The sequence below is a fragment of the Mycobacterium sp. NPDC048908 genome (assembly GCF_043197955.1).
Classification (GTDB): Bacteria; Actinomycetota; Actinomycetes; order Mycobacteriales; family Mycobacteriaceae; genus Mycobacterium.
This window is the reverse complement of the sequence record NZ_JBICUE010000001.1, coordinates 47164-72991: the sequence shown is the minus strand read 5'-3', so window position 1 is coordinate 72991 and position 25828 is coordinate 47164. Positions and strand designations below refer to the sequence as shown.

The window sequence follows — 25828 nt, the reverse complement described above, 5'->3', positions numbered from 1 at the left end:
CATGACAACTCTGGTGTGGCTGGTGATCGCCCTCCCGCTGGCGGGTGCGGTCATTCTTCTGCTTTCCGGCAGGCGATCCAACAGCTGGGGTCACCTGCTGGGCTGTTTGGCGGCGCTGGCGTCGTTCGGCGCGGGTGTCGTGCTGTTCGTCGACATGCTGGGCCGCCATGCCGAGGACCGCGTAGTGCATCAGGCCTTGTTCTCCTGGGTGCCGGTCGGCGGTCTGCATGTGGACTTCGGCCTGCAACTGGATGCGCTGTCGATGTGCTTCGTGTTGCTGATCACCGGCGTCGGCTCCCTGATCCACATCTATTCGATCGGTTACATGGCCGAAGACCCGGAACGCAGAAGGTTTTTCGCCTACCTCAACCTGTTCCTTTCCGCGATGCTGTTGTTGGTGTTGGCCGACAACTATCTGGGCCTTTACGTCGGGTGGGAAGGCGTGGGCCTGGCCTCCTACCTGTTGATCGGCTTCTGGCAGCACAAGCCGTCGGCGGCCACGGCGGCCAAGAAGGCGTTCGTGGTCAACCGCGTCGGCGACATGGGTCTGGCCATCGCGCTTATGGTGATGTTCACCTACATCGGCTCGATTTCCTACGCCGGCGTGTTCTCGGCGGCACCGCAACTCGGCGAAGGCACGCTCAACGCGATCGGCCTTCTGCTCTTGCTCGCCGCGTGCGGCAAGTCGGCACAGGTGCCGCTGCAGTCCTGGCTCGGCGACGCGATGGAGGGCCCGACGCCGGTGTCGGCGCTGATCCACGCCGCCACCATGGTCACCGCGGGTGTCTACCTGATCGTCCGGTCCGGGCCGGTGTTCGACCTGGCTCCCGGCGCGCAGTTGGGTGTCGTGATCGTGGGCGCAGTCACACTGCTGTTCGGCGCGATCGTCGGCTGCGCCAAGGACGACATCAAGAAAGCGCTTGCGGCATCGACCATGTCGCAGATCGGCTACATGGTGCTGGCCGCGGGCTTGGGCCCCGCCGGTTACGCGTTCGCGATCATGCACCTGCTCACCCACGGCTTCTTCAAGGCGGGGCTGTTCCTCGGCGCGGGGTCGGTCATGCACGCCATGAACGACGAGGTGAACATGCGCCGGTTCGGTGGGCTGCGCAAGGCGCTGCCCATCACGTTTGCGACGTTCGGGCTCGGCTATCTGGCGATCATCGGCGTGCCGCCGCTGGCCGGCTTCTTCTCCAAGGACGGCATCATCGAGGCCGCGCTGGGCAGCGGCGGAATCAAGGGGCCGATCCTCGGCGCCGTAGCGATCCTGGGGGCAGGGATCACCGCGTTCTACATGACCCGCGTGATGCTGATGACGTTCTTCGGCGAAAAGCGTTGGGCTTCCGAGGGGGACGACGCGACGGCGAACAAACTTGTCGCGCATCCGCATGAGGCACCGGCGGTCATGACATGGCCGATGATCCTGTTGGCCGTCGGCTCGGTGTTCTCCGGCGGTGTCTTCGCGATCGGCGGCACGTTGCAGAAATGGCTCGAGCCCGTCGTCGGCGCCCATGAGGAGGCGCATGCGACACCGGTGTGGGTGGCCACCACCGTGATCTTGGTCGTGGTCGCCGCAGGAATCGCGATCGCGTACCGGATGTACGGCAAGCGGGCTGTTCCCGAGGAGGTGCCCGCCGGGTCGGCGCTCACCGTCGCCGCGCGCCAAGACCTCTACGGCGACGCATTCAACGAACGGGTGTTCATGCGACCGGGACAGCTTCTCACCGAGGGACTCGTCGAAATCGACAACGACGCGGTGGACGGCGCGGCGAACGGCCTCGCCGCGCTCGTCGGCCGCATCAGCAACGGATTCCGGCGACTACAAACCGGATTCGCACGCTCGTATGCCTTGTCGATGTTGGCCGGTGCGGCCCTGGTGGTCGCCGCGATCCTGGCGGTGCAGCTGTGGTGACCTCGATCCCGTGGCTCACGATCCTGTGGGCGCTCCCCATGCTCGGTGCGGCACTGGTGATGCTGCTGCCCGCCTCGCAGCGAGCGGTGGCCAAGTGGTTGGCGCTGCTGGTCTCCATCGCCGTGCTCGCCGTGACGCTGGTGGTCGCGGTCGGGTTCCAACCGGGCGGCGAGCAGTACCAATTCGTGGAATCGCACCGGTGGATCCCGTCGTTCGGCACCGGCTACATCCTCGGCGTCGACGGCATCGCGCTGGCGCTGGTGGTGCTGACGGCGGTGCTGGTGCCGCTGCTGATCGTCGCGGGCTGGAACGACGCAAGCGATCAGATCGGCTGGGCGGGACGGTCGGTGCACACCTACTTCGCGCTGACGCTTGCGGTCGAGGGCATGGTGCTCATGTCGCTTGTCTCGCTCGACATACTGCTGTTCTACGTTTTCTTCGAGGCCATGCTGATCCCGATGTACTTCCTGATCGGCGGGTTCGGCGGCGAGAACCGTTCCAAAGCGGCAGTGAAGTTCCTGCTGTACAACCTTTTTGGCGGCCTGATCATGCTCGCCGCGGTGGTCGGCCTCTACGTGGTCACCGCGCAGAGCGACGCGTTCGCCGCAGGCACCTTCGATTTCCGCGCGATCGTCGCTGCGGTGTCCAGCGGTCAGTTCGTGATGAGTCCCGCGGTGATGAACTTGTTGTTCGGCGGGTTCATGTTCGCGTTCGCGGTCAAGGCGCCACTGTGGCCGTTCCACCGCTGGCTGCCCGACGCGGCGGTGGAAGCCACCCCGGCCAGCGCGGTGCTCATGATGGCCGTGATGGACAAAGTCGGAACGTTCGGCATGCTGCGCTACTGCCTGCAGTTGTTCCCCGACGCCGCAATGTATTTCCGGCCGCTGATCATCACGCTGGCCGTGATCGGGATTGTCTACGGCGCCATCGTGGCCATCGGCCAGGTCGACGTGATGCGCCTGATCGCATACACCTCGATCTCGCACTTCGGCTTCATCATCCTCGGCATCTTCGTGATGACCACGCAGGGCCAGTCGGGATCGACGCTGTACATGATCAATCACGGCATCTCCACGGCGGCACTGTTCCTGATCGCCGGGTTCCTGGTGTCGCGCAGGGGTACTCGCCTGATCGCGGCGTACGGCGGCGTGCAGAAGGTGGCACCGGTCCTGGCAGGCACCTTCCTGGTCGCAGGCCTGGCGACGTTGTCTCTTCCGGGTCTGGCACCGTTCATCAGCGAATTCCTGGTCCTGATCGGAACATTCACGCGCTACCCGGCCTTCGCTGTGTTCGCGTCATTGGCGCTGGTGTTGTCCGCGGTGTACATCCTCTGGATGTATCAGCGGATGATGACCGGCCCGGTCAAGGAGGACAACGACCGGTTGCGCGACCTGGTGCCACGCGAACTGGTCGTCGTTGCACCGCTTATCGCGTTGTTACTGCTGCTCGGGGTGTATCCGAAACCCGCGTTGGACGTGATCAATCCCGCGGTCAGCCACACGCTGACCACCATCAACCAGCCTGACCCGGCACCGCAGATGGCAGAAGGGCCGGCCCGATGAACGTACCCACCCCCGTCGTCGAATACGGCTTGTTGTCCCCCATGCTCATCGTGCTCGGGGTGGCCGTGGTCGGCGTGCTCGTCGAGGCATTCCTGCCACGTCAGCAGCGCTACGCCGCCCAGTTGGTGCTCAGCCTCGGTGGTCTGGTCGTCGCGTTCATCGCGGTCGTCGGGCTGGCTCGCGATCTGCGCGGCGGCACCGGCCATACGGCCGTGATGGGCGCTATCGCCGTCGACGCGCCGACCCTGTTCCTTCAGGCCACAATTCTTCTGATGGGCGTGCTCGGCATTCTGCTCATCGCCGAACGGCGCATCGACGCTGCCGGGGACAAAGACTCCGGCCGCGGCCTGGATGCGTTCACCCCGCAGGCCTCAGCGGTGGCGGGAAGCGTCGCGGAAAAACTGGCAACCAAGGCCGGTGTCATCCAGACCGAAGTGTTCCCGCTGACCATGTTCGCGATCGGCGGCATGCTGTTGTTCCCGGCCGCCGACGATTTGTTGACCATGTTCATCTCGCTCGAGGTGCTTTCGCTGCCGCTGTATCTACTGTGCGGGCTGGCCCGCAGGCGGCGACTGCTATCGCAGGAAGCCTCGGTGAAGTACTTTCTCCTCGGCGCGTTTTCGTCAGCCTTCTTCCTGTACGGCGTCGCGATGTTGTACGGGTACGCAGGCACGCTGAACCTCGGTGGCATCGCCGATGCGGTGACGGCCGGTACGGGCAAGACGTCGCTGGCACTGATCGGCACCGGGTTGCTCCTGGTAGGTGTGCTGTTCAAGGTCGGCGCCGTGCCGTTCCACTCGTGGATTCCCGATGTGTACCAGGGCGCACCGACCCCGATCACGGCGTTCATGGCGGCGGCGACGAAGATCGCCGCGTTCGGCGCGATGCTGCGGATCTTCTACATCGCGGTGCCCGGTTTGCACGACGACTGGCGACCGGTGATGTGGGCCATCGCCATCCTCACCATGGTGGTGGGCACGGTCACGGCCGTGACCCAGAACGACGTCAAGCGGATGCTGGCGTATTCGGCTGTGGCGCATACCGGATTCATCCTCACCGGTGTGATCGCCCAGAACGAAGCTGGCGTGTCATCGACCCTGTTCTATCTGTTCGCCTATGGGTTCAGCACTGTCGGTGCGTTCGCGGTGGTCGGTCTGGTGCGCAGCGCCGACGGCGAGGAAGACACCGCGCTGGCGCGCTGGGCAGGTCTGGGCCGCCGGTATCCGGCTGTGGGCATTGTGTTTTCGTTGTTCTTGCTCGCCTTCGCAGGTATCCCGTTGACGAGCGGGTTCGTCAGCAAGTTCGCGGTCTTCAAGGCCGCGGGCGAGGGCGGAGCGATTCCGCTCGTGGTGATCGGTGTCGTCGCAAGTGCGGTCGCCGCATACTTCTACGTCCGGGTCATCGTGTTGATGTTCTTCACCGAGCCGCCCGACGACGCGCCCGCGGTGGTGGTGCCGAGTGTGTTGAGCACCGCGGTCGTCATGATCACCGCGGCCGTCACCTTCCTCCTCGGCGCGCTGCCGCAACCACTGCTGGATCTGGCCAACACGGCCAACCAGTTCCTGCCCTGAGGTTCCCTTGTCACCCAAACGTACGTTTGGGCGGCTAGTGCGAGACGGTTCCGCCAATACGTCGATCTCGGCGGGAAGGAAACCATGACCGATTCCCTCGTCCTCACCGCCGATCACGGTGCGGTCAGGTTGTTGACGCTGAACCGGCCCGATGCCAGGAACGCGTTGAGCCGCGACCTGATCAGGGCCACCTACGATGCGGTTACCGAGGCCGACGCCGACGACTCCGTGCACGCCGTAGTGCTGACCGGAGCCGATCCGGCGTTCTGCGCGGGCGTCGACCTCAAGGAGGCGCAGCGCGACGGGCTGCAGTACTTCGAGGAATTCCGGTCGCAGAGCTGTATCGCCGCGGTCGCCACGGCGCGCACGCCGATCGTCGGAGCAATCAACGGCGCGACGTTCACCGGCGGCCTCGAGATGGCGCTCGGCTGCGACTTTCTCATCGCCTCCGAGCGCGCGGTGTTCGCCGACACCCACGCCCGCGTCGGGATCCTGCCCGGCGGCGGCATGACCGCGCGACTCCCCCGACTCGTCGGGCTGGCGATGGCGCGACGGCTGTCGATGACGGGGGAGGTGGTGGATGCCGCCCGGGCCGAGCGCATCGGATTGGTGACCGAAGTGGTACCACATGACCGACTGCTCGATCGAGCGCTCGAGCTGGCGAGTCAGATCGCCGAGGTGCCCGCATCGACCATGTTGGGGCTCAAGGAGATCTATGCCGCCGGCGCGGCAGCAGTGGTCGACCCGGCGCTTGCCGCCGAAGCCGCGATCGCGTCCGCGCAACACCGCGATTTCGAGGGGCTCGGTGATCGATTCCGCGCCGTGAGCGAGCGCAACAAGCGCCAGCTCGGAGGCTAGCGGCGCGACACCGCCAACGACTGCGCCTGGATGTCGCTTTCGACCATCAACTGCACGAGTTCGACGAACGACATTCGCGGTTTCCAGCCCAAGGCCGATCGTGCCTTCGTGGCATCTCCGATCAGCACCTCGACGTCAGCGGGGCGCATCTGCGCGGCGTCGACCCTGACGTAGGGCGACCAATCATCGATACCGATCACGTCGAACGCCAGGTCGAGGAACTCGCTGACGGAGTGCGCTTCACCGGTCGCCAGCACGTAATCGTCTGGCGTGTCCTGCTGCAGCATCAGATACATCGCCTCGACGTAGTCGCCTGCGAAGCCCCAATCTCGTTGCGCGTGAAGATTGCCAAGCGAGATGCTGTCCTGCAGCCCGAGCGAAATCCGCGCCACGGCCTGGCTGATCCGACGAGTCACGAATTCGGTGCCGCGGCGCGGTGATTCGTGGTTGAACAACATGGCCGAACTGGCGTGGATGCCGTAGGACTCGCGGTAGTTCACGGTCATGTAGTGCCCGTAGGCCTTCGCCGCGCCGTAGGGTGACCGCGGATAGAACGGACTGGTCTCCCGCAGCGGAATCTCCTGCGCGTTGCCGAACATCTCCGCGCTGGATGCCTGGTAGTAGCGGACGGTGTGCCCGGATATCTCCTGGTACAGGCGCACGGCCTCGAGCATGTTCAGCACGCCACCCCCGGTGACGTCGAACGTCAATCGCGGGTTCTGCCACGAGTAGGCCACGAACGTCACGGCCCCCAGGTTGTACACCTCGTCCGGCTTCGCTACATGCATCGCCGACACCAGGCTCGACATGTCCAGCAGGTCACCATGCAGCACATGTACCTCGGGAAACTCTGCCCGCAGGCTGGGTTCCTTCGGATTGTTCTGACCGCGGACCAGGCCGTAGACCTGGTAACCCTTGGACAGCAGCAACTCGGCGAGATAACCCCCATCCTGCCCGGTGATACCCGTGACCAGCGCCGTCTTTCCGCCGAGTTTTGCCCGGTTGTGACCCCAGCTTGGCTCCACGCCTCTTGCCCCCTCGCTCCCCGAAGCCCCATAGAGTAGTTGTGATAGTAACGAGAAACCGTTCGCTAGTGTGTGGCTTTGCAAATGCTGTGCAATCTCTGGCAGGTAGCTGTGCGCCGTAACGTAAATTTGCGACGTGCGCATTCAGCACACCGCTGACCGGTAACTCCTGAAAGTAGCGAACGGATATCCAATTAGCGAACAATTTCGGCATTAGCTGCAGCTCGAAGTCTGTCGCGCCGCACGATGAACTCGACGGTGCGCTTACCCCCGAATTCCGGTCGTGGCGCGGTCGCCATGTGCACCTGCGTGCGAGCCTGCTCCAGCACCGGCGTCGCCGGATCGAGCACCGATAGATACACGTCGTGGGCGGCGAGCGATTCGATGGCGCGTTCGAAGCAGTCGTCGTCGATCACCTCGGCATGAGTGACCTCCGGGCCATTCTCGAACAGCCACCGCGGCGGGTCTGCGAGCGAGTCGTAAGCCGCCGCAACGGCATTCGAGAACTCGATGTGGTCGCGCTGATTCGGTTGACCGGGCGCCCACTCAGGACCGCTGTAAATCGTGAGCACCAGATCGGGCCGAAGCGATGTGATCGTCTCGGCGATCTTCGCGCGTAGCTCGGGTGTGTCGCGGATCTGGCTGTCGGGGAAGTTCCAGAACTGCACGTCGTCGACGCCGACGATGGCTGCGGAGCGGCGTTGCTCGATTTCCCGCAACGGACCCGCCCGCTCGGGCGGCAGGCCATCGATGCCCATCTCGCCCCGGCAGCCCAGTGCGTAATGCACGGCTTTGCCCTGCGCGGTCCATTTGGCAACCGCCGCGGCGCACCCGTACTCGACGTCGTCGGGATGCGGCACGAGCACCAGTGCGGTCTGCCAGTCAGTCGGGAAAGGCGCGAGCATCGGTTTCTACGAGACCACACCGTGGACCACGATGGCAGTCGTCTGCGCGACCCAATCATCACCGAGCGGTCCGTCGGGCGTCAGCAGCACTCGCAACAGCGTTGCGCCGCCGATCACTTCCACCAGTCGATCCGGGTCGACATCGGCGTGCACCTCGCCGCGGCGGACCGCGTCGGCCAGTCGGGTTCGCACCGCGACAAAGACGTCGGTGAAGCGGCTCATGACGCGGGCATTGAGGTCCGCATCGGCGGCCATATCGGCGATCAGACCGGGCAGCGCGGCACGTACCACCGGGCTGGTGAACACGTCGCGAGCGGCGGCGATCATCGCGCGGACGTCGGCGACGATGTCACCAGGCGGCGTCTCGATCGCCGTCGGCGCCGCGGGGAACGCTGCCTCGTGCACCAGTTCAGCCTTGCTCGACCAACGCCGGTACAGCGCCGTCTTGGTGGTTCCCGCGCGCTCGGCCACCGCGGCCATGGTCAGGTTCGAATACCCGATTTCCACAAGCAGATCCGCGGCGGCGCGCAGTATGGCAACGTCGATGCGCGGGTCCCGGGGACGCCCTGCCCCCGGAGCCTTGTCATCCGATGACGGGTCTGCTTTCATAACGCTACCCACCGTATCGTAATTAACGGCCGAAGGAATCACTGTGGCTACTGAACCGGCTGTCGAAGACGTCGGCCGCCTCGAACACTCGAGTCGCGACCTGAGCTCACTTCCCGAGGTGATGTCGGACTGGTTAGCGACCGTGATGCCGGGCGGCGTGAGGCCCGAAGTCACCGTGGAGAGCGGTGTCGACGCCAACGGGATGTCGTCAGAGACGATCATCTTGACCGGTCGCTGGGACGACGACGGGCACCGCTGGGAAGAGAGGTGGGTGGCGCGGGTGGCGCCCACCATGCAGGACGTTCCGGTGTTCTCGTCATACCGGATGGACCACCAGTTCGACGTGATCCGGCTGGTCGGTGAGATGACCGATGTCCCCGTCCCCCGGGTGCGGTGGCTCGAACCGACAGGCGAGGTGCTCGGCACACCGTTCTTCCTGATGGATTACGTCGAGGGCCAGGTACCGCCGGATGTGATGCCGTATACGTTCGGCAACAATTGGTTCGCCGACTCCCCTGCACAGCGTCAACGCGAGCTGCAGGACAGCACCATCGAGGTGATCGCCAAGCTGCATTCCATTCCCGAGCCCGAGAAGACCTTCGGCTTCCTCAACGATGGCATGGGATCTGATGTCGCCGGCCAAGCGGCTCCGGAGTCAAATGTCGCCGACCAAGCGGCTCCGGAGTCAAATGTCGCCGACCAAGCGGCTCCGGAGTCAAATGTCGCCGACCAAGCGGCTCCGGAGTCAAATGCGTTGCGGCGCAATCTCAACTGGCTGCAATCCTGGTACAGATTCGCCGTTCCGGACATCGGCCGCTCGGAATTGCTCGAACGGGCGCTCCAATGGCTCGAGACGAACTGGCCTGCCGACGCCGCAGCCGAGGACCCGGTCCTGGTGTGGGGCGACTCCCGCGTTGGCAACGTGCTGTACTCGGACTTCCGGCCCGTCGCCGTGCTGGACTGGGAAATGGCGGTGCTCGGCCCACGCGAGATGGATGTCGCGTGGATCATCTTCGCCCACATGGTCTTCCAGGAGTTGGCCGGCTTGGCCGGGTTACCCGGGCTGCCGGAGTTCATGCGCGAAGAGGACGTCAAGGCGACGTACGCCGAACTGGCCGGTGTGGAACTGGGCGACCTGCACTGGTTCTACGTGTACTCCGGCGTGATCTGGGCGTGCGTGTTCATGCGGACCAGCGCGCGGCGGGTCCGATTCGGCGAGATCGAGAAACCTGACGACGTGGAGTCGCTTTTTTACCACGGCTCAGTACTCAAGCGACTGATCGGAGACGCGTGATGCTCGGCCCCATGGACGAGTTCCCGGTGCACCAGATCCCGCAGCCGATCGCATGGCCGGGTTCCAGTGACCGCAACTTCTATGACCGTTCGTACTTCAACGCGCACGACCGCACGGGCGACATCTTCGTGATCTCGGGCATCGGCTACTACCCGAATCTCGGCGTGAAGGACGCGTTCCTACTTGTCCGGCGCGGCGATGAGCAGACAGCCGTGCATTTGAGCGGAGCGATCGACCAGGACCGGCTGAACCAGAGCGTCGGAAACTATCGCGTCGAAGTCATCGAGCCGCTGCGCAAACTGCGCATCGTGTTGGACGAGACCGAAGGTATCGCAGCGGATTTGACGTGGGACGGCCTTTTCGACGTGGTGCAGGAGCAACCGCACATCATGCGCCGGGGCAACCGTGTCACGCTCGATGCTCAACGTTTCGCCCAGGTCGGCGCGTGGAGCGGTCACCTCGTGATCGACGGCAAGGAGATCGCGGTGGATCCGGCCCGCTGGATCGGCACCCGCGACCGGTCATGGGGAATTCGGCCCATCGGTGAAGCCGAGCCCGCAGGCCGCCCCGACGATCCGCCGTTCGAGGGCATGTGGTGGCTCTACGTGCCGATGGCGTTCGACGACTTCGGCATCGTCGTCATCATCCAGGAGGACCACCTTGGTTTCCGGTCACTCAACGACTGCACCCGCATCTGGAAGGACGGCCGCGTTGAGCAACTCGGCTGGCCGCGGGTGAAGATTCACTACCGCTCCGGCACTCGCATACCGACCGGCGCGACCGTCGACGCGACCGACGGGACGGGTGCGTCGCTGAGCTTCGAGGTCGAATCCAAGCTGCCGGTGCCGATCCACGTCGGCGGCGGGTACGGCGGTGACTCGGATTGGCTGCACGGCATGTGGAGGGGCGACGGTTTCACCGAACGCCTGACCTACGACATGACCGACCCGGCGATCGTCGGGCGGGCGGGTTTTGGTGTGATCGACCATGTCGGCCGCGCCGTATGCCGCGACGCTGACGGCGTCGAGCGTGAGGGCTGGGGCTTGTTCGAGCACGGCGCGCTCGGCAGGCACGATCCGTCCGGCTTCGCCGACTGGCTGACCGTCGCGCCCTGAATCTCGGTGGGCGCGTTCAGCTGACCTCACCACTGAAGTTCTCGATCCCCGGCAAGTCCGGGCTGTGCGGATTGTCGTAGTCGTAGTAGCCGGTGCCGAAGAACAGGAAGCGGCAGCGGTACGTTTTGCCTGTGCCGTCCTGCTCGGCCCGAACCGTCCAGGTGTCGGTCTGCGAGTCGCAGTCACGATTCGACGCGGGTGTTCAGTTCAATGTGCTTGTCGATGTTGTGCTTACGCGCCGTCTCGTCGAGATACCGCCGGATGTCGGGGCCGTCGGCGATGGTCTCCTCACGCCGCCACGGTTCGAAAGGAAAGCTCAACGTGAAGATGTCACTGTCCGAGCGCACACCCGGATACCGGAACAGGTCCCAGGTGCCGCCCAACCGCGGCCGTCGTTCCACAATCGTGTACGACAGCGCGGGATCCTTCTGGTGGATGCGATACGCGGCGCCAATGCCGGAAATGCCCGCGCCGACTATCAATACATCGCAGTAGACAGATTCGGTGGTACTCACCGGGCTTACCTCCTTCGAGCCCGCTAGGCCGGCCTGGCCTCCTTGGCCGCCGTGACATCAACGCGGCCGAACACCATCGATTCCTCGATGCGGTCGAAGCGATGATCGATGACGTCGAGCACGTAGTTGTGCCGCACGTTCCACGGCCGGCGGGTGCCGGATTTCGGCAGGGCGTGCAGCGCACGTTGCACATAGCCGGCGTTGATGTTCCACGCCGGTTTCTCCGGCATGGGCCGGTCACCAAGATGCGGATAGGCATGCGTGTAACCGTGAGCGTCCATGTAGGACAGCAGCTTCGCGACCGAGCGCGCCGTCAGGTCGGCGCGCAGCGTCCATGACGCGTTGATGTAGCCGACGCACCACGCCATGTTCGGGATGTCTTCGAGCATGTGCTCCTTGTAGACGAACCGGTCCTGCGGTTTGACCTCGGCGCCGTCGATGCTGATGGCCACGCCGCCCAGCGCCTGTAGTTGCAGGCCCGTCGCGGTCACGATCACGTCCGCGTCGATATGACGGCCCGAGCGCAGCACGATTCCCGTGCTGTCGACGTGGTCGATGGTGTCGGTGACCACCTCGGCGCGGCCGTCGCTGACCGCGGTGTAGAGGTCGTTGTCCAGGATCAGACACATCCGCTGGTCCCACGGGTCGTATTTGGGCTTGAAGTGGACGTCGACCGGATAGCCTTGCGGCAGGCTCTTTTTCGCCATCGCCCGGATGAGCCGCCTGCTGAACTTCGGTGCGTTCCGGGCGACCACGTAGGTCATCACGGTGAAGAAGGTGTTGTACAGCCGCACGACGTGGTTGGCCGCCCGCGTTGGCAACACTTTCCGGATCGCTTGCACCACAGGGTGGATGCGGGGCATCGACAGCATGTAGGTGGGTGAGCGCTGCAGCATGGTGACGTGGCCGGCCTTCTTCGTCAGCGACGGGATCATGCTGACCGCGGTGGCGCCACTGCCGATGACCACGACACGCCTACCGGCATAGTCCAGCGATTCTGGCCAGAACTGCGGGTGCACGATCTCGCCCGCGAAGTTCTCGATGCCGGGGAACTCGGGTCGGTAGGGCTCGTCGTAGTTGTAGTAGCCGGTGCCGAAAAAGACGAACCGGCCGCGGTAGGCCTTGGCCGCGCCGTCCTGTTCGGTTTGCACCGTCCAGGTATCGGTGGCCGAGTCCCAGTCGGCGGAGACGACTTTGGTGTTGAACCGGATGTGCTCGTCGATGCGGTGTTTGCGGGCGGTCTCGGTCAGGTACGCCCGGATGTCCTCGCCGTCGGCGACGTTCTCCGGCCTGCGCCACGGCTCGTAGGGGAAGCTGAGGGTGAAGATGTCGCTGTCGGACCGGATGCCTGGATAGCGGAACAAGTCCCACGTGCCGCCGATGCGGGCACGGCGTTCCAGCACCGTGTAGGACAGCCCGGGGTTCTTTTCCTTGATGCGGTAGGCGGCACCGATTCCTGATATCCCGGCGCCGATGATCAGCACGTCTGAGTACTCGGGAGCGCTCAAGAAGACCTCCTTTGGTCCACCCGGGTACCACCTTAGGGGCTCAGCTGTTGAGCGCGTCGACGATCGCGGCCAGCGATTCCACCGCGATCGGTCCTGGCTGGTAGATGCAGATCCGGTCGGAGACGCCCGCCACCCGGTCGCGGATGTGGGCGGCGATGTCGCCGGGACTGCCGCAGGCCGCGATGGTGTGCAGGATGTCGTCGTCGATGAGCCTGCCCATCTCCTCCCACCGGCCCTGTTTGGACAGCGTGTTGAGTTCCGGTTGAAGATCGCCCCAACCGTGCACGTCCAGCACGGGCCGATATGCCGGCGTCGACCCGTAGAAAGCCAGCAACCTGCGAGTGGCGGAGTGGTCGTCCCCGGCCGAGACGATGATCTCGGGGACGACGGCGAAGTCGGTTCGGTCGCGTCGCGCGGCGGCCAACCCTTCCCGAATGGCCGGCATGGTCGCCTCCTGCAGGAACCGCTTCGAACCGAACGGCATCACCAGCAGGCCGTCCGCCGTGCTGGCAGTGGCCCTGGTCAGCCGCGGACCGAGCGCGCCGACATAGATGGGTGGCGGGCCGTACGGGTTGCGTCCAGGATTGAACGTCGGCGTCATCAGCGTGTGCCGGTAGTACTCGCCGCGGAAATCGAGGCGGTCGCCGGACTGCCACGCCGCGAAGATGGCTCGCAACGCGCGCACCAGTTCCGTCATCCTGGCGACGGGCCGATCGAACTCCGCGCCGAACCGCTTCTCGATCTGCGTGCGCACCTGGGTACCGAGTCCGAGTGTGAACCGCCCCTTGGTCAGCAACTGTAGGTCGTTGGCTTGATGCGCGAGATGAATGGGGTTACGGGGGAAAGCGATCGCGACGTTGGTCATCAGGTCGAGGTCCTCGACCGCGGCCGCCAGGGCAAGCGGCGTGAAAACGTCGTGCGGTCCCTCGAAGGTGAAAACCCCGCTGGCCCCAGCCTCCCGCAGCAGATGCGCGCGCTCCATCGCATCGGTGGGCCCGAACAACGCTGTCATGACCTTCACGGCGTGAGAGCCTAGTGGTGTGACCATTCCGCCCAATGCCGACGTCGTCATCGTGGGTGCCGGGTTCGCGGGGTTGTCGGCTGCCCGCGACCTGGTTCATCTGGGGCACGACGTCGTGGTGATCGAAGGCCGTGACCGAGTCGGGGGGCGCTCGTCGACCGCGACGATCGCGGGCACACCGGTCGATCTCGGCGGCACTTTCGTCGGGCCGACTCAGGACGCCGTCATCGCGCTGGCGAAGGAACTTGGGTGCGAGACGGTGCGCACCCACAGTCGCGGCAAGAACCTGATCCGGTGGCACGGCAAGGTCCGGTCGTATCGCAGCACCATCCCGAAGTTGTCGATCATCGAGTTGCTCGACGTGTCCCGGATACAGTGGCGGTTCGAACGCGTCTGTCGGCGGGTGCCGGTCAACGAACCGTGGACGTCGTCGATCGCCGAGATCCTGGACTCCAAGACTCTCGAGGAGTGGTTGCGCTACGTGCATGCCGGCGCGTCGACACGGAATCTGATGGCGATCATGGCCCGCGTGACGTGGGGCTGTGAGCCCGAAGAGGTGTCGATGTTGCATGCGACCCGCTACATCAAGGCCGCGGGTGGCATCGGCCGCATGCTCGACGTCGAAGGCGGTGCGCAGCAGGACCGCTTTCCCAATGGCACACAACAGATTGCGCTTCGGGTGGCCGAGGAACTGGGTGATCGCGTGGTGCTAAGCGCGGTCGTGCGCAGCATCCAGCGACGCACCGACGGCACACTGGTTGTCGGCTGTGACCGTGGTGAGGTCGCGGCCAAGGCCGTCATCGTGGCGATCCCGCCGGAGCACCGGGCGGCGATCGACTTCGACCCCGATCTACCCCCGGAGTACGAAAAGCTCACCGAGCACTGGCCGCAGGGCAATCTGAGCAAGGCGTACGTCGCCTACGAAACCCCGTTCTGGCGGGTTAACGGCTGCTCAGGAGAGGCGCTGTCCGACGAGGGTCCCGTGTTCATCACCTTCGACGTCAGCCCGGACGACGACGGGCCGGGAATCCTGCTCGGCTTCACCGATGCGCGCACCTTCGACCCGCTGACCCCGGAACAGCGCCGCGCGAGGGCCCTTGACGGCTTCGCGACTCTGTTCGGCGACGCCGCAAGACATCCCATCGACTACCTCGATCATTGTTGGGGCGCAGAGCAATTCGCACCAGGTGGGCCTACTGCCGCGGTTCCGCCGGGATCATGGACGACGTACGGACCGTGGCTGCGCAAGCCCATCGACGGCATCTTCTGGGCGGGTACCGAAACCGCCGATGAATGGACGGGATTCCTCGACGGTGCCGTGCGGTCGGGTAAACGAGCGGCCGAGGAAGCGCACCGGGCGCTGACCGGTTAGATACTGCCCGGCGACAGGATTCGCCTTGCCGTGACGGCCACCGCAAGCGTGATCAGCTGCTTGGGGTCGTCGAGGTCGACGTCGAGAAGTTTGGCGATCTGGTCGAGCCGGTAATACAGCGACTGCCGCCGCATGTGCAGACGTTTGGCCGCCTCCGCCTTGTTGCCCCCGCAGGCGGCGAGCACCTCCAACGTGTGGGAGAGCTGACCGCTCTTCGCGGAGTCCGCCCGCTCGAGGATGCCGATCTGGTCCTCGACGAAACGTCTTGTGGCGTCCAGGTTTCCATGCGCGGTCAGCATGCGTTCGAGAGCAAGCGCCTGCACACTGACGATCGGCTGCCTCACGTGCAGATCCTGGCCAAGGGCCAGGGTTGCCCGCGCCTCGGACATGGCGCGCGGTAGATCCGACGGGTCGCGTACCGACCGCCCGACGGCTGCACACAGCCGAGTCTGGCGCGGCAGCGCATCCCGTGCCGCCGACCGCACCGCGTTGGCGAGATTCGGTGCCGCATCGTCGATCTGGCCGGCCATCAACGCGCACAGCGTCCCCTCGACCAAGCCGAAGATCCCGTGTCCCACATGCCGAACCAGCCCATCGACGATCTTCGCCGCCGACTCCACCCTGCGGGGATCGACCGCGATGCATGCGTATTCGTGGTTGGCGGTGGGCACGCCTGCCGCTCGCATCCTCGCCTCCAACAGGCGCCGCTCGACAGACTGATTGGTGCCGAGCTGGTCGAGCAGCAGCTGCTGGGCACGAAGAGTGCCCGCGACGTCTTTCTGCTCGCGGATCAGATACAGGCCCAAAACCGTTGGCGCCCGCTCCATCACGGCCTTGACGAACACCTCCGGCACGCCGTGTGCGCCGACGGTCAGGCGGCCCCATGCGGTGCCGTCGACCAGCACCGGCGCTTCGGCGCTCAGTCCGCCGCCCTTGTCGACGCCGCCTGCGGCGACGACGACTCGGCCTGCGTAGTCACTGAGCCGCACCCACGTTCCCAAGGTGGTGCCGATGTGTTCGATCAATTCGCGCAGCGAAGCACCACGGGCCAACCGCTCCGACAGCGTTCTGGATATCTCGTCGGCGTGCCGCAGTCGGGCCACCGAACGGTCGATCAGCTCACTGTTGACCGCCTCGGCCACCTCGGTGAAACGCAGCACCGGTTGCAGTTCGACGACAGGTAAGCCGACGTCACAGCCTTCGGCCACCATGTCTGCAGGCACCTCGGCGAAGGTTCGGCCCACCTCGAACAGCAGGCCCGCAACGCCGCTCTCGGCCAGCCGTCGCACGTACAGCCTGCGACCGACCTCATCGACGCCGATGAGCCCCACCCCGTTGGTCAGTAGCACCTCGTCACCGCGCAACAGCGGGGCGATGTCATACAGGTCGGCGGTGTGCACCCAGCGAACCGCGTGGTCGATGTGGTCGGCGCCGCTCAGCAGCACGGGCCGGGCGGGCGCCAGCACCGGATGGTCGAGGACCTGTCGCAGCATCACATCTGACAGTATGTCCCACACGATGCGGGGAAGTTCTGACAATTCGTCCGTTGCTGCACCACGGGATCGGTCGCATGCTGGACACTCATGAGCACCCTCGTGACCGGCGGCCTCGGCTTTGTGGGGCGTCACCTGGTCAATCAACTGCTGGAAGACGGCGACAAGGTCGTCAGCTACAACCGCGATTTCGCCGTCGACACTCGCGACGGGGTGACCCTCGTGCAGGGCGAGTTGTCCGACATCCCCCGCCTCACCGAGACGCTGCGTCGGCACAGCGTCGATCGCATCATTCACACCGCAGGCCAGAGCCACCCCGGTGTGTCGATCGACCTGCCGTGGACCACCTTCAAGGCCAACGCGGAGGGCACCCTCGCGGTCTACGAGGCGGCCCGCGTCACCGGCGTGCACCGCATCGTCAACTTCTCGTCGGAATGCGCGCTCGGCAATCTCGACCCAGCCACCACCGTCGACGAGACCGTCACGCCGCGACCGACGACGCCGTATGGCGTCACCAAGGTCAGTGGTGAATTGTTCGGCGTCGTCTACAACTCGCTGTACGGGATGGAGATCGTGTCGCTGCGGGTGACCGAGGTCTATGGCCCGGGGTTGTGGATGCCGAGTCTGCTTGGCGACATGATCCGCGCCGGTCTTCGCGGCGAGGCGTTCCAACTCGAAGCAGGCGGGGACCATCCGTTCCAGTTCGTCTATGTGGCCGACGTCGCCACCGCCGCCGGCCTGGCCGCGTTCAGCAGCACGGTGTCGCAACCGGTGTACAACGTCTCGGGCGGCCGCCAGGTCACCGTCGCCGAGACGGCGAGGCTGCTCGCGGGGCGCATCCCCGGCAGCCGCTATGAAATCGGCCCCGGCTTCCTACCCGACTGGGACCGCCAAGGTCCCTACGACCTCTCCGCGACAACGCGCGACCTCGGCTACACGCCGGCCTGGTCATTGGAGCGCGGACTGGACAGTCAAATCGCTTGGCTGCGTTCACGGGAAGCAGGCAGATGAGCGACGAGATGACCGACCGCATCGCCGTTGTCACCGGGGCCGCCTCCGGAATCGGACTGGCCACTGCCGAGGCGCTGGCCCGTGAAGGCGCGGCCGTCGCGCTGTTGTCGCGTCCCGGTGATGACCTCGACGGCGCGCGAGATCGGGTCAAACAGTACGGCGGTCGCGTCCTCACCGTCGCCGCTGATGTCGCGGATCCGGAGGCGGTCCGGGCCGCGTTCGCACGAGTGGAATCGCAGTTGGGTCCCGTCGATGCGGTGCACAACAACGCGGGCATTTCGATCGTCAGCCCGCTCACCGAGACCACCGATGAAGTCTTCCGGCGGCTCGTGGACGTCAACCTCGCCGGCTCGTTCTATGTGCTGCGCGAGGCCGCCCGCGTCATGCAGGGTCGCCGGGCCGGATCGATCGTCAACACCGCCTCCGAGTTGGCGATCATCGGCCAGACGGGGTATGTCGCGTACACCGCGACCAAAGGCGCGATCCTCGCGATGACGCGAAGCGCCGCCGCCGAATTGTCGTCGTGGAACATCCGGGTGAACGCGGTGTGCCCCGGTACCACCAAGACGCCGATGTTTCTAGCCGAGTTCGACGGCGCTGACGACCCGGCCGCCGAACTCGCCGACAACGCCGCAAGCGTTGCGATGAAGCGCATCGCCGAACCAGCCGAGATCGCCGAGGCGGTGGTCTTCTTGCTGTCACATCGCGCGGGATACATCACCGGCACACATCTGATCGCCGACGGCGGCCGCACCGGTTGTGTGCCCGCCGGGTCCATCGGCGTTGCCACCCATTAACCCACCGTCACGGAGGACACGATGTCCGAATCCCGTTCTCGGCTCGAGCAACTCGGCTATTCTCAGCAACTCGAGCGAAGACTGAACATCCCCGAAGTCGTCGGGCTTGCCATGGCCGACGTCTCGCCCACCATGGCGGTGCTGTTCCTGTCCGCGGGAGTGTTCGTGGTCGGAGGCACGTTCTCGATCGGCGCGGGCCTGCTGTTGTCGGTTGTCGTGGTTTTCATCGCGTTGTGCCTCGGCGAGTTGGCGGGGATGTTCCCGATCGCAGGCGGCATGTACTCGCTTGTCCGGCGCGTGCTGCCGGGACCGCTGTCATGGATCACGATGTTCAACTACCTCATTCAGGGCATCGTGATCCCGGCCAGTATCGCGCTCGGAATGGTCGGCTTCTTGCGGGACCTGTTCCCGTCGTTGGGGTTTCCCGACACCACCATCGCGATCGTGTTGTTGGCGCTGGCCACCGGGCTTGCGCTGACGAAAGTAGAGGTGGGCGCATGGGCGACCGCGGCGATGGTCGTCGTCGAATGCGTCGTACTGGGCATCATCACGGTGGCGGCGCTTTTACACCCACATCAGCAACTGGCCGAGGTCACCTTCCACCCGACCGTGCTGAGCAACGGAGAACTCGTCGCGGTCGGCGCCGCGGTCATGTTGGCCACCCTCGCGCCCGCATTCAATGTCATCAACGGCTACGACGCCGCTCTGGGTTTCTCTGAGGAACTCAAGGGCGGCGAACGCAATATCGCCAAGGCGGTCATCATCTCCGCCGTGCTCGCGTGCCTGCTGATCATGGTTCCGCTGATCGCTGCCGTCGTCGCCGCGCCGGATCTGAAGGAATTCTTCAACGCCCCGGCACCGGTCATCTATTCGGTGGAGGCGTCGCTTGGCGACAAGGCAAGGATCATCATCGACGTCGGGGTGATAATCGCGTTGTTCAACGCGATGTTGTCACTGCTGATGTACTTCGGTCGCGGGGTCTACACGACCGGCCGCGACGGGGTGTGGCCTGCCGCGGTGAACCGGATCCTCGGTTCGATCAACAGGTTCCGCGCACCGGGGGCAGGTGTCATGCTGCTGGCTGTCCCGGCGGGCGTGCTGATCTTCACCTCGGCGCTCAACTTCCTCATCATCTTCGCGGGTACCGTGATCGCCACTGTGTACTTCTGCATCGGCATGGCCGCGCTGTGGAGTCGCCGCAGCATGCCGGACGAACCGCGGCCGTACAAAATGCCTTTGTGGCCGCTGCCACCGCTGGTGGTGATCGGGTTCACCGGGATCGCGTTGGCGACTCAGGAGCGGCAGTACCTGATCGCCGAGGTGGTGCTCATCTGCCTCGCCCTGGCAGCATGGCTCGGCTCGAAGAAGTGGTCGGCCCCACGGCCCACGGCCCCCGCGCCCGAGACGGCGCCCGAGACCAAGATCCGCCTGGATCCGATTCCGTGATCCGCCAGATGATACGAAAGCCGTTGATCCGGAACAGGAGTTCGATATGACAGCGCCGCGCGTGTACCGCCAGATGACGTGGGAGGAAATCGCCGATGCGGCTCGCGCCGACACCCCGATCGTCATCCCTGTCGGCGCCACCGAGCAGCACGGACGCCATCTGCCGGTGTGCACCGACTGGGTGTTACCGGAGAACATCCTTCGCGAAGCCAGCCGAACCCGCGACCTGGTCGTCGGTCCGTTCATCCCGTTCGGCTACCGAAGCCGGCCCGGAAGCGGTGGAGGTCAACACTTCCCCGGCACCGTCTCGTTGCGGGCCACCACATTCATGAGCGTGCTCGAGGACGTCCTCAGCGAGCTCAAACGCACCGGATTCCGCAACATCGTGCTGTACAGCTGGCATTACGAGAATGCCGGGTTCGTATACGAGCCGGCGTATCTCGTCTCCGAGCAGAATCCGGAACTCAAGATCGTGGTGATCGAGGACGTCTTCCCCGAGTTCACCGCGGAACGCCGTCGGCTCATCTGGCCAGACGAATTTCCCGGACTGGCGCTCGAACACGCCGCCGTCATCGAGACTTCGCTGTGGCTGCACTTCGACCCCTCGGCGGTCCGCAACGACCGGATGTCGCCCGACCGCCCGCAACGGGTGGTCAACCACGACGTGGTTCCCATCGACACCCGCATGTCGACGGCGAGCGGGTCGCTGTCGTCGCCGCTGGGTGCCAGCGCTGAAAAGGGCAGGCTGCTCACCGAGTGGCTGGTGAATCGGCTGGCCGAGATCCTCGACGAGGAATTCGCAACGGCGGGTGGCGCGGCCGAGCGCAATGGCGACCGCGAAAGCTCAAAGGCCTGAAGCACTGGCGACGACCGCGCGGGCGAGCGCCTTCGCATTCGTGGCGATGCGGCGCTGACTGAGGTTGACCTCGCGGCGTTGAAACGCGTAGAGGTGGGCGTCCACGCAGGCAAGCAGCATGTCGGCGTACCACCCGGCGTCCTTGACACCGAGATCCGTACGCAACTCACGCAGCAATAGGGCGACATGCTGGCGCCAACCGCCGTAGGCGCCGACCTTCAACCGGCCTGGCGGGATGGCCTCAGTCGCAACGAGTGCGCCCAGGTTGCGTTCGGTCAGCGCCACCAACGCATCGATGAACGCCGCCAACCGTTCATCGGCAGGGGCGCCGGGCCCAAGCGGCGGCGCGCCCCGCAGGATGGCCTCCTGCAGCGCGCGTTCGTCGTCCCCGATCACGGCCGCCAGCAGCCCGCTCTTGTCGCCGAAGCGCCGATACAAGGTGCCGACCCCCACCCCGGCCGCCTGCGCGATATCGCGCATGTCGAGCTTTGTCGCGTCGGGAGACCGCAACACCGATCGCGCTGTCTGCAGGAGCCTTTCCTCGTTGCGCGCCGCCGCTTCCCGCTGAGGACGCCACCGCGGACCCTCGAGCGCAGATTTCGCCATCTCACCATTCTAGGTGCGGAATACAGTTCCGCATCTCCCTGTTCTGAGGTGCGGAACTTTATTCCGCACCTGCGAGGAGAAGACATGACTCATTCGGCCTGCGCAACCACCACGTCACGGGTGCTGTTCGTCATCGCGTCGCCGCGCGAGGATTCGCGTTCCGTCCATCTCGCCGAGTCGTTCCTCGACAGCTATCGCACCGTGCTACCGAACACGATCGTGGACCGGCTCAACACCTTCACCGATCTGCCCGCCTTCGGTGCTCACCATGTGGCTGCCAAGATGGCGGTGATCACCGGCGAGCAGGTGCCCGACGCCGCGGCGAAGAACTGGGCAGCGGCACTCGAGGTGGCCGGTCGACTCCAAGCGGCCGACACGTTGCTGTTCGCGGTGCCGATGTGGAACGGCGGAATTCCATGGTCGCTCAAGCTGTTCATCGACATCGTCACGCAGCCCGAAGTAGCGTTCAGGTACGACCCGGCGACCGGTTATACGGGTCTGCTCGGCGGCCGCCGCGCAGTGGTGGCCTACACCAGCAGGGTCTACGCACCCAACGTGGCTCCCGCCTTCGGTGTCGATCACCAATCCACCTACTTCGGATGGTGGCTGCGCTACTGCGGCATCGACGACATCCACGATCTACGTTGGCAGCCCGCACTTCCCAGCGATGCCCTGGCCGCCAAACACGAGCGAGTCGCGGCGGCAGCCAAGAGTTTGGGCCGGGTGCTGGCCGCCTCAGCGCTGACGGTACCCCGGTGACTCCATGGGCGTGGCTGCTGACCGCCTCAGCAGCGGAAGTGGCGTGGTCGCAAAGCATCAAGCCGACCGACGGCTTCACCCGCGTACTGCCCACTCTGCTGTGCTTCATTCTCGGCGTCGCCGCCGTCTATCCGCTCACACGCGCCATGCAGGGCATTCCGGTCGGCACGGCGTACACGGTGTTCACCGGCATCGGCGCGACAGGTGCGGTGACGCTAGGCATCCTGAGATACGGCGACCCCGTGACAGTGCTGCGATTGGTCGGCATCACGCTTGTCGTCACGGGCGTCGTCGCATTGCGCGCCTCGGGTGGATGACCTGTCAGGCGCTGCGCCGCCTGCTCACTGACTCGACCAGCATGCGCAGATGCTTGTTGACATCATCCGGCCGTTCCACAATCGCGCAGTGCCCGCCGGGCAACTCGACGAAGGACGCCAGGTTGGGCGCCATCTTGGCGATGTGCTGCGACGAAACCATGGGCAGCAGACGGTCTTTCGTGCTCCCGATGACCAGCGTCGGCACCGTCAGATTGGTCATCCCGATGTGCTCGGGGCCGAGCGCGTCGACCAGCGTGCGCGCCCATCCACCCCGCCCGGCGGCCGGCGTCGACGTGAACAACTCGTAGATGAAGTCGACGACCGAGGGGTCGGCGTCGCGACCCACCGCGATGGTCGACACGAACCGCCGACTCGGCCGGTCCGCCGCGCGCATAAGCGGCGCGGCACCAAACGTCTTGAGCAGGGTACCTGCGGCGCGCACCCGCGCCTGTGCCAGCGGCGCAGGGACCGGAAGAAGCTTCACATTTCGCAGTAGGTCGCCGGTGGTGGTGTTGATCAAAGCGACGGCGTCGGCGCGCTCGGACACCCGATCAGGAAACCGGTCGGCCCAGGAGGTGATCGCGATCCCGCCCATCGAATGCCCCGCGATGACCGCGCGCTGACCAGGCGACAGCGTCGCCGCCAGTACCGCGTCAAGGTCGGCGGCAAGCAGGTCGAGGCTGTACCGGTGGTGTCGCGGCGGCACCGCGCTCTTGCCGTGGCCGCGGTGATCGAATGCGATGACGCGGTAGTCGGTCGACAGGTCTGCAATCTGGTATGCCCACACCCGCAGTGCGCAGGTGATGCCGTGCGCGAGGACGATGGGGTAACCGTCGTCAGGTCCGAACACCTCGGCGTGCAAACGGATGCCGTCCTCGGATCGAACAGGAACGACGCGGCCCCTCGGCAACGCCTCGGCCGCGGCGAATCGTCTGGCCGGCGAACCGGGCCCCTGGCCACGTCCCATACGAGCTCCCATCGAGTTCGGCAACGCTGCCCTCATACCAGCCTACCGGTCGGTTGGCTGGCTATGGCGCAGGAGTTAAATTACAGCGGTGCGCGCGATTCAGATAAGCAGCCTCGACGGACCACAAGCCGCGACGGTCGTCGAGATCGACGAACCCAGCGCCGGTGACGGCGAAGTCCTCATCGATGTCCACGCCGCGGGTGTGGCGTTTCCCGATGCCCTGCAATCGCGGGGGCTGTATCAGTACAAGCCGGAGATGCCGTACACGCCGGGCGCCGAGATCGCCGGGGTGGTGCGCAGTGCGCCCGACGGTGCGCACGTGGCTGCGGGTGATCGTGTCGCGGGTCTGACGATGCTGTGCGGGGCGATGGCGGAAGTCGTTGCATTGCAAGCCGATCGGGTGTTCAAGCTGCCGGATGCGGTGTCGTTCGAAGCGGGCGCGGGCCTCTTGTTCAACGACTTGACCATGCATCACGCGTTGCGCACACGGGGTCGGCTCGCCGACGGCGAGACGGTGCTTGTGCACGGCGCCGCAGGCGGCATCGGCACATCGACGCTGCGGCTTGCACCGGCATGGGGCGCATCGCGCACCATCGCGGTGGTCAGCACCGAGGACAAGATCTCGATCGCCAAGGCGGCGGGGGCGTCTGATGTGGTGCTGGCCGACGGGTTCAAGGACGCGGTCAAGGAGTTGACCGGTGGGCGCGGTGTCGACATCGTCGTCGACCCCGTCGGCGGCGATCGGTTCACCGACTCGTTGCGGTCGCTGGCTCCTGGCGGCAGGCTGCTGGTCATCGGCTTCACCGGCGGCGACATCCCGACCGTCAAGGTGAATCGACTGTTGCTCAACAACGTCGACGTCGTCGGTGTCGGCTGGGGCGCATGGAGCTTGACTCATCCCGGTTATCTGCACGAGCAGTGGGAAGAGCTGCAGCCGCTTCTGGCGTCGGGCAGGGTGTCGGCCCCGGAACCGATCGTCTACCCGCTCGACCGGGCTGCCGACGCGATCGCCTCGCTCGAAGAGCGGACCGCGAAGGGCAAGGTCGTTGTCAAGGTGCGGTGAGCAACCGCCCCAGCTCTTCCCCCACCGCGGTGAGCAGTTCGGCCGCCCTCGCCATCGACTGCGCCTTGTCCGGCTCGAGGTCGCTCAGCGCGTATACGCCCGCGAAACCGGCTTCTTCTGCCTCGGTCGGCGTCAGGGCTGATACCCCCGCAATGGCGTACGTCGGCACCTCGTGCGCGCGTGCGCGCCAGCACACGCCGACTGCGGCCTTGCCCCTCAACGACTGTCGATCGAGCGAGCCCTCGCCGGTGATGACGGCGCGTGCGCCCTGCAGTTGGCGGTCAAGCTCGATGCGGTCGATGATGACATCGATGCCTGGCTGCATCTTGGCGCGTAGCACGGCGAGCGCGGCGAAGCCGACACCGCCTGCCGCGCCTGCGCCCGCGGCGGCACTGTAGACCGCTCCCATTTCGCGCTCGACCACCTCGGCCCAGCGGCGAAGCGACCGATCAAGCTCCTCGACTTGCCTGGCGTCTGCCCCCTTCTGCGGGGCATACACGCTCGCGGCTCCCACCGGACCGTAGAGCGGGTTGTCCACATCGCTGGCGAGAGTAAACGTGGCTGAGGCGATCTCGGGATGCAGTGCGGACAGATCGAGCGTTACCGCATCACCGATCCCCCGCCCGGTCGCCTCGATCGGGAATCCGTTGCGATCGCGCGCCACCGCGCCGAGCGCGGCGAGGAAGCCTGCTCCGCCGTCGGTGCTCGCGCTGCCGCCCACGCCAATGATGATGTCTCGGCAACCGTGCTCGAGCGCCTGCGCCACCACCGCGCCGAGGCCGTGGCTGGACGCCGTCATCGGAGCCGGCTCGGCGCGCGGAAGACGTTGCAGGCCACATATTTCCGCCATTTCAATGACGGCGGTGCCGCCGCTGCGGGCATATGCCGTCTGCACCACCTGACCCGTTGGCCCTTTGGCGTAGACAGGAATTCGCGCAAACCCGGCGGCGAGCACAGTGTCGAGCGTCCCATCGCCGCCGTCGGCGACCGGGCGGTGCATTGTCGCAAGTGTAGGGGCGCCGCGTTTGAGTCCCACCGAAATGGCCTCGGCGGCGGCCGCCGCCGTCAGCGAGCCCTTGAACTTGTCTGGCGCGATCACAACATGGCCGGCCACGGCCATCTCCCCTCGGTGGTAGCAAATAATTCCACTTTGCGGAATACCTATTCCATGACCATACCGTGGCACGTCCTGGGCATGACCGTCAATCGTTCCAGCCGGTTCGAAGCCCGTTACCAGCGGTCCGCC

The 25828-nt window shown here is 65.6% G+C and carries 23 protein-coding genes and 1 pseudogene; 14 read left to right on the top strand and 10 right to left on the bottom strand.

The window, feature by feature from the left end:
- Window position 1: 1 nt before the first annotated feature.
- From nuoL to ACGFK1_RS00290, 4 genes are all read left to right on the top strand, one after another.
- Complete coding sequence (gene nuoL, locus ACGFK1_RS00305) at window positions 2-1912, top strand: NADH-quinone oxidoreductase subunit L (RefSeq protein ID WP_393423888.1); 1911 nt, start codon at window positions 2-4, stop codon at window positions 1910-1912.
- Window positions 1909-3474: an NADH-quinone oxidoreductase subunit M gene (locus ACGFK1_RS00300; protein WP_393426217.1), complete on the top strand. Its 1566-nt coding sequence runs from the start codon at window positions 1909-1911 to the stop codon at window positions 3472-3474. The genes nuoL and ACGFK1_RS00300 overlap by 4 nt, the downstream gene beginning before the upstream one ends.
- Window positions 3471-5045, top strand: a complete 1575-nt coding sequence (gene nuoN / locus ACGFK1_RS00295) for an NADH-quinone oxidoreductase subunit NuoN (RefSeq protein WP_393423885.1) — start codon at window positions 3471-3473, stop codon at window positions 5043-5045. Before ACGFK1_RS00300 ends, nuoN begins: the two co-directional genes overlap by 4 nt.
- A gap of 84 nt (window positions 5046-5129) precedes the next feature.
- Entirely contained in the window at window positions 5130-5903 is a 774-nt protein-coding gene (locus tag ACGFK1_RS00290; protein WP_393423882.1) for an enoyl-CoA hydratase, read from the top strand.
- Here the strand turns inward: ACGFK1_RS00290 and ACGFK1_RS00285 are convergent.
- The 3 genes from ACGFK1_RS00285 to ACGFK1_RS00275 all read right to left on the bottom strand — a co-directional run bounded on the left by ACGFK1_RS00285 (window position 5900) and on the right by ACGFK1_RS00275 (window position 8442).
- A complete protein-coding gene (locus tag ACGFK1_RS00285; RefSeq protein WP_393423879.1) occupies window positions 5900-6928 on the bottom strand; it encodes a GDP-mannose 4,6-dehydratase in 1029 nt (342 codons plus the stop codon). The two genes, ACGFK1_RS00290 and ACGFK1_RS00285, sit on opposite strands and share 4 nt — an antisense overlap.
- Before the next feature lie 194 nt (window positions 6929-7122).
- Window positions 7123-7833: a PIG-L deacetylase family protein gene (locus ACGFK1_RS00280; RefSeq protein ID WP_393423876.1), complete on the bottom strand. Its 711-nt coding sequence runs from the start codon at window positions 7831-7833 to the stop codon at window positions 7123-7125.
- 6 nt (window positions 7834-7839) lie between these two features.
- On the bottom strand, window positions 7840-8442 hold the full coding sequence (locus ACGFK1_RS00275; RefSeq protein WP_393423873.1) for a TetR/AcrR family transcriptional regulator C-terminal ligand-binding domain-containing protein: 603 nt from the start codon (window positions 8440-8442) through the stop codon (window positions 7840-7842).
- Window positions 8443-8485: 43 nt separating this feature from the next.
- Here ACGFK1_RS00275 and ACGFK1_RS00270 point away from each other — a divergent pair, with 43 nt between their 5' ends.
- A complete protein-coding gene (locus ACGFK1_RS00270; RefSeq protein ID WP_393423870.1) occupies window positions 8486-9736 on the top strand; it encodes a phosphotransferase family protein in 1251 nt (416 codons plus the stop codon).
- Complete coding sequence (locus ACGFK1_RS00265; protein ID WP_393423867.1) at window positions 9736-10851, top strand: hypothetical protein; 1116 nt, start codon at window positions 9736-9738, stop codon at window positions 10849-10851. The genes ACGFK1_RS00270 and ACGFK1_RS00265 overlap by 1 nt, the downstream gene beginning before the upstream one ends.
- 22 nt (window positions 10852-10873) lie before the next feature.
- On the opposite strand, the pseudogene ACGFK1_RS00260 reads toward ACGFK1_RS00265, so the two are convergent.
- The 3 genes and pseudogenes from ACGFK1_RS00260 to ACGFK1_RS00250 all read right to left on the bottom strand — a co-directional run.
- Window positions 10874-11366 (bottom strand): annotated as a pseudogene (locus tag ACGFK1_RS00260) (flavin-containing monooxygenase); the annotation flags it as partial.
- A gap of 23 nt (window positions 11367-11389) precedes the next feature.
- Window positions 11390-12874, bottom strand: a complete 1485-nt coding sequence (locus tag ACGFK1_RS00255; protein ID WP_393423864.1) for a flavin-containing monooxygenase — start codon at window positions 12872-12874, stop codon at window positions 11390-11392.
- Window positions 12875-12914: 40 nt separating this feature from the next.
- The gene (locus ACGFK1_RS00250; RefSeq protein ID WP_393426214.1) at window positions 12915-13886 is read right to left on the bottom strand and encodes a TIGR03617 family F420-dependent LLM class oxidoreductase; all 972 of its coding nucleotides are present in this window, start codon (window positions 13884-13886) and stop codon (window positions 12915-12917) included.
- 28 nt (window positions 13887-13914) lie between these two features.
- On the opposite strand from ACGFK1_RS00250, the gene ACGFK1_RS00245 reads away from it, so the two are divergent.
- Complete coding sequence (locus ACGFK1_RS00245; protein ID WP_393423861.1) at window positions 13915-15267, top strand: flavin monoamine oxidase family protein; 1353 nt, start codon at window positions 13915-13917, stop codon at window positions 15265-15267.
- Here ACGFK1_RS00245 and ACGFK1_RS00240 read toward each other — a convergent pair.
- The gene (locus ACGFK1_RS00240) at window positions 15264-16760 is read right to left on the bottom strand and encodes a PucR family transcriptional regulator (RefSeq protein ID WP_393423858.1); all 1497 of its coding nucleotides are present in this window, start codon (window positions 16758-16760) and stop codon (window positions 15264-15266) included. The genes ACGFK1_RS00245 and ACGFK1_RS00240 overlap by 4 nt on opposite strands.
- Before the next feature lie 90 nt (window positions 16761-16850).
- On the opposite strand from ACGFK1_RS00240, the gene ACGFK1_RS00235 reads away from it, so the two are divergent.
- Genes ACGFK1_RS00235 through ACGFK1_RS00220 form a run of 4 tightly spaced genes read left to right on the top strand, consistent with a single transcriptional unit; the run spans window position 16851 to window position 20870 of the window.
- Window positions 16851-17771 (top strand): NAD-dependent epimerase/dehydratase family protein, encoded by a 921-nt coding sequence (locus tag ACGFK1_RS00235; RefSeq protein ID WP_393423855.1) that lies wholly within the window; start codon window positions 16851-16853, stop codon window positions 17769-17771.
- The gene (locus ACGFK1_RS00230; RefSeq protein ID WP_393423852.1) at window positions 17768-18568 is read left to right on the top strand and encodes an SDR family NAD(P)-dependent oxidoreductase; all 801 of its coding nucleotides are present in this window, start codon (window positions 17768-17770) and stop codon (window positions 18566-18568) included. The genes ACGFK1_RS00235 and ACGFK1_RS00230 overlap by 4 nt, the downstream gene beginning before the upstream one ends.
- Window positions 18569-18589: 21 nt before the next feature.
- Entirely contained in the window at window positions 18590-20014 is a 1425-nt protein-coding gene (locus ACGFK1_RS00225) for an APC family permease (RefSeq protein ID WP_393423849.1), read from the top strand.
- Between the two features lie 46 nt (window positions 20015-20060).
- Entirely contained in the window at window positions 20061-20870 is an 810-nt protein-coding gene (locus ACGFK1_RS00220; RefSeq protein ID WP_393423846.1) for a creatininase, read from the top strand.
- On the opposite strand, the gene ACGFK1_RS00215 is transcribed toward ACGFK1_RS00220, so the two are convergent.
- Entirely contained in the window at window positions 20859-21476 is a 618-nt protein-coding gene (locus tag ACGFK1_RS00215) for a TetR/AcrR family transcriptional regulator (RefSeq protein ID WP_393423843.1), read from the bottom strand. The genes ACGFK1_RS00220 and ACGFK1_RS00215 overlap by 12 nt on opposite strands.
- Before the next feature lie 84 nt (window positions 21477-21560).
- Here ACGFK1_RS00215 and ACGFK1_RS00210 point away from each other — a divergent pair, with 84 nt between their 5' ends.
- Together ACGFK1_RS00210 and ACGFK1_RS00205 are read left to right on the top strand one after the other, a co-directional pair.
- On the top strand, window positions 21561-22235 hold the full coding sequence (locus ACGFK1_RS00210) for an FMN-dependent NADH-azoreductase (protein WP_393423840.1): 675 nt from the start codon (window positions 21561-21563) through the stop codon (window positions 22233-22235).
- A complete protein-coding gene (locus tag ACGFK1_RS00205; protein WP_393423837.1) occupies window positions 22232-22552 on the top strand; it encodes a DMT family transporter in 321 nt (106 codons plus the stop codon). The genes ACGFK1_RS00210 and ACGFK1_RS00205 overlap by 4 nt, the downstream gene beginning before the upstream one ends.
- 4 nt (window positions 22553-22556) lie before the next feature.
- Here the strand turns inward: ACGFK1_RS00205 and ACGFK1_RS00200 are convergent, their stop codons facing one another.
- A complete protein-coding gene (locus tag ACGFK1_RS00200) occupies window positions 22557-23519 on the bottom strand; it encodes an alpha/beta fold hydrolase (protein WP_393423834.1) in 963 nt (320 codons plus the stop codon).
- An 88-nt stretch (window positions 23520-23607) separates the two neighbouring features.
- Here ACGFK1_RS00200 and ACGFK1_RS00195 point away from each other — a divergent pair, with 88 nt between their 5' ends.
- The gene (locus tag ACGFK1_RS00195) at window positions 23608-24582 is read left to right on the top strand and encodes an NADPH:quinone oxidoreductase family protein (RefSeq protein ID WP_393423831.1); all 975 of its coding nucleotides are present in this window, start codon (window positions 23608-23610) and stop codon (window positions 24580-24582) included.
- On the opposite strand, the gene ACGFK1_RS00190 is transcribed toward ACGFK1_RS00195, so the two are convergent.
- Complete coding sequence (locus tag ACGFK1_RS00190) at window positions 24569-25696, bottom strand: glycerate kinase (RefSeq protein ID WP_393423828.1); 1128 nt, start codon at window positions 25694-25696, stop codon at window positions 24569-24571. The two genes, ACGFK1_RS00195 and ACGFK1_RS00190, sit on opposite strands and share 14 nt — an antisense overlap.
- Window positions 25697-25828 lie beyond the last annotated feature (132 nt).

Bases quoted from the DNA above. Each gene is read 5' to 3' on its own strand.
- nuoL (WP_393423888.1), top strand. From the start codon at position 2: ATGACAACTCTGGTGTGGCTGGTGATCGCCCTCCCGCTGGCGGGTGCG.
- nuoN (WP_393423885.1), top strand. From the start codon at position 3,471: ATGAACGTACCCACCCCCGTCGTCGAATACGGCTTGTTGTCCCCCATG.
- ACGFK1_RS00290 (WP_393423882.1), top strand. From the start codon at position 5,130: ATGACCGATTCCCTCGTCCTCACCGCCGATCACGGTGCGGTCAGGTTG.
- ACGFK1_RS00280 (WP_393423876.1), bottom strand. From the start codon at position 7,833: ATGCTCGCGCCTTTCCCGACTGACTGGCAGACCGCACTGGTGCTCGTG.
- ACGFK1_RS00275 (WP_393423873.1), bottom strand. From the start codon at position 8,442: ATGAAAGCAGACCCGTCATCGGATGACAAGGCTCCGGGGGCAGGGCGT.
- ACGFK1_RS00265 (WP_393423867.1), top strand. From the start codon at position 9,736: ATGCTCGGCCCCATGGACGAGTTCCCGGTGCACCAGATCCCGCAGCCG.
- ACGFK1_RS00250 (WP_393426214.1), bottom strand. From the start codon at position 13,886: ATGACAGCGTTGTTCGGGCCCACCGATGCGATGGAGCGCGCGCATCTG.
- ACGFK1_RS00240 (WP_393423858.1), bottom strand. From the start codon at position 16,760: ATGCTGCGACAGGTCCTCGACCATCCGGTGCTGGCGCCCGCCCGGCCC.
- ACGFK1_RS00235 (WP_393423855.1), top strand. From the start codon at position 16,851: ATGAGCACCCTCGTGACCGGCGGCCTCGGCTTTGTGGGGCGTCACCTG.
- ACGFK1_RS00230 (WP_393423852.1), top strand. From the start codon at position 17,768: ATGAGCGACGAGATGACCGACCGCATCGCCGTTGTCACCGGGGCCGCC.
- ACGFK1_RS00225 (WP_393423849.1), top strand. From the start codon at position 18,590: ATGTCCGAATCCCGTTCTCGGCTCGAGCAACTCGGCTATTCTCAGCAA.
- ACGFK1_RS00220 (WP_393423846.1), top strand. From the start codon at position 20,061: ATGACAGCGCCGCGCGTGTACCGCCAGATGACGTGGGAGGAAATCGCC.
- ACGFK1_RS00215 (WP_393423843.1), bottom strand. From the start codon at position 21,476: ATGGCGAAATCTGCGCTCGAGGGTCCGCGGTGGCGTCCTCAGCGGGAA.
- ACGFK1_RS00210 (WP_393423840.1), top strand. From the start codon at position 21,561: ATGACTCATTCGGCCTGCGCAACCACCACGTCACGGGTGCTGTTCGTC.
- ACGFK1_RS00200 (WP_393423834.1), bottom strand. From the start codon at position 23,519: ATGGGACGTGGCCAGGGGCCCGGTTCGCCGGCCAGACGATTCGCCGCG.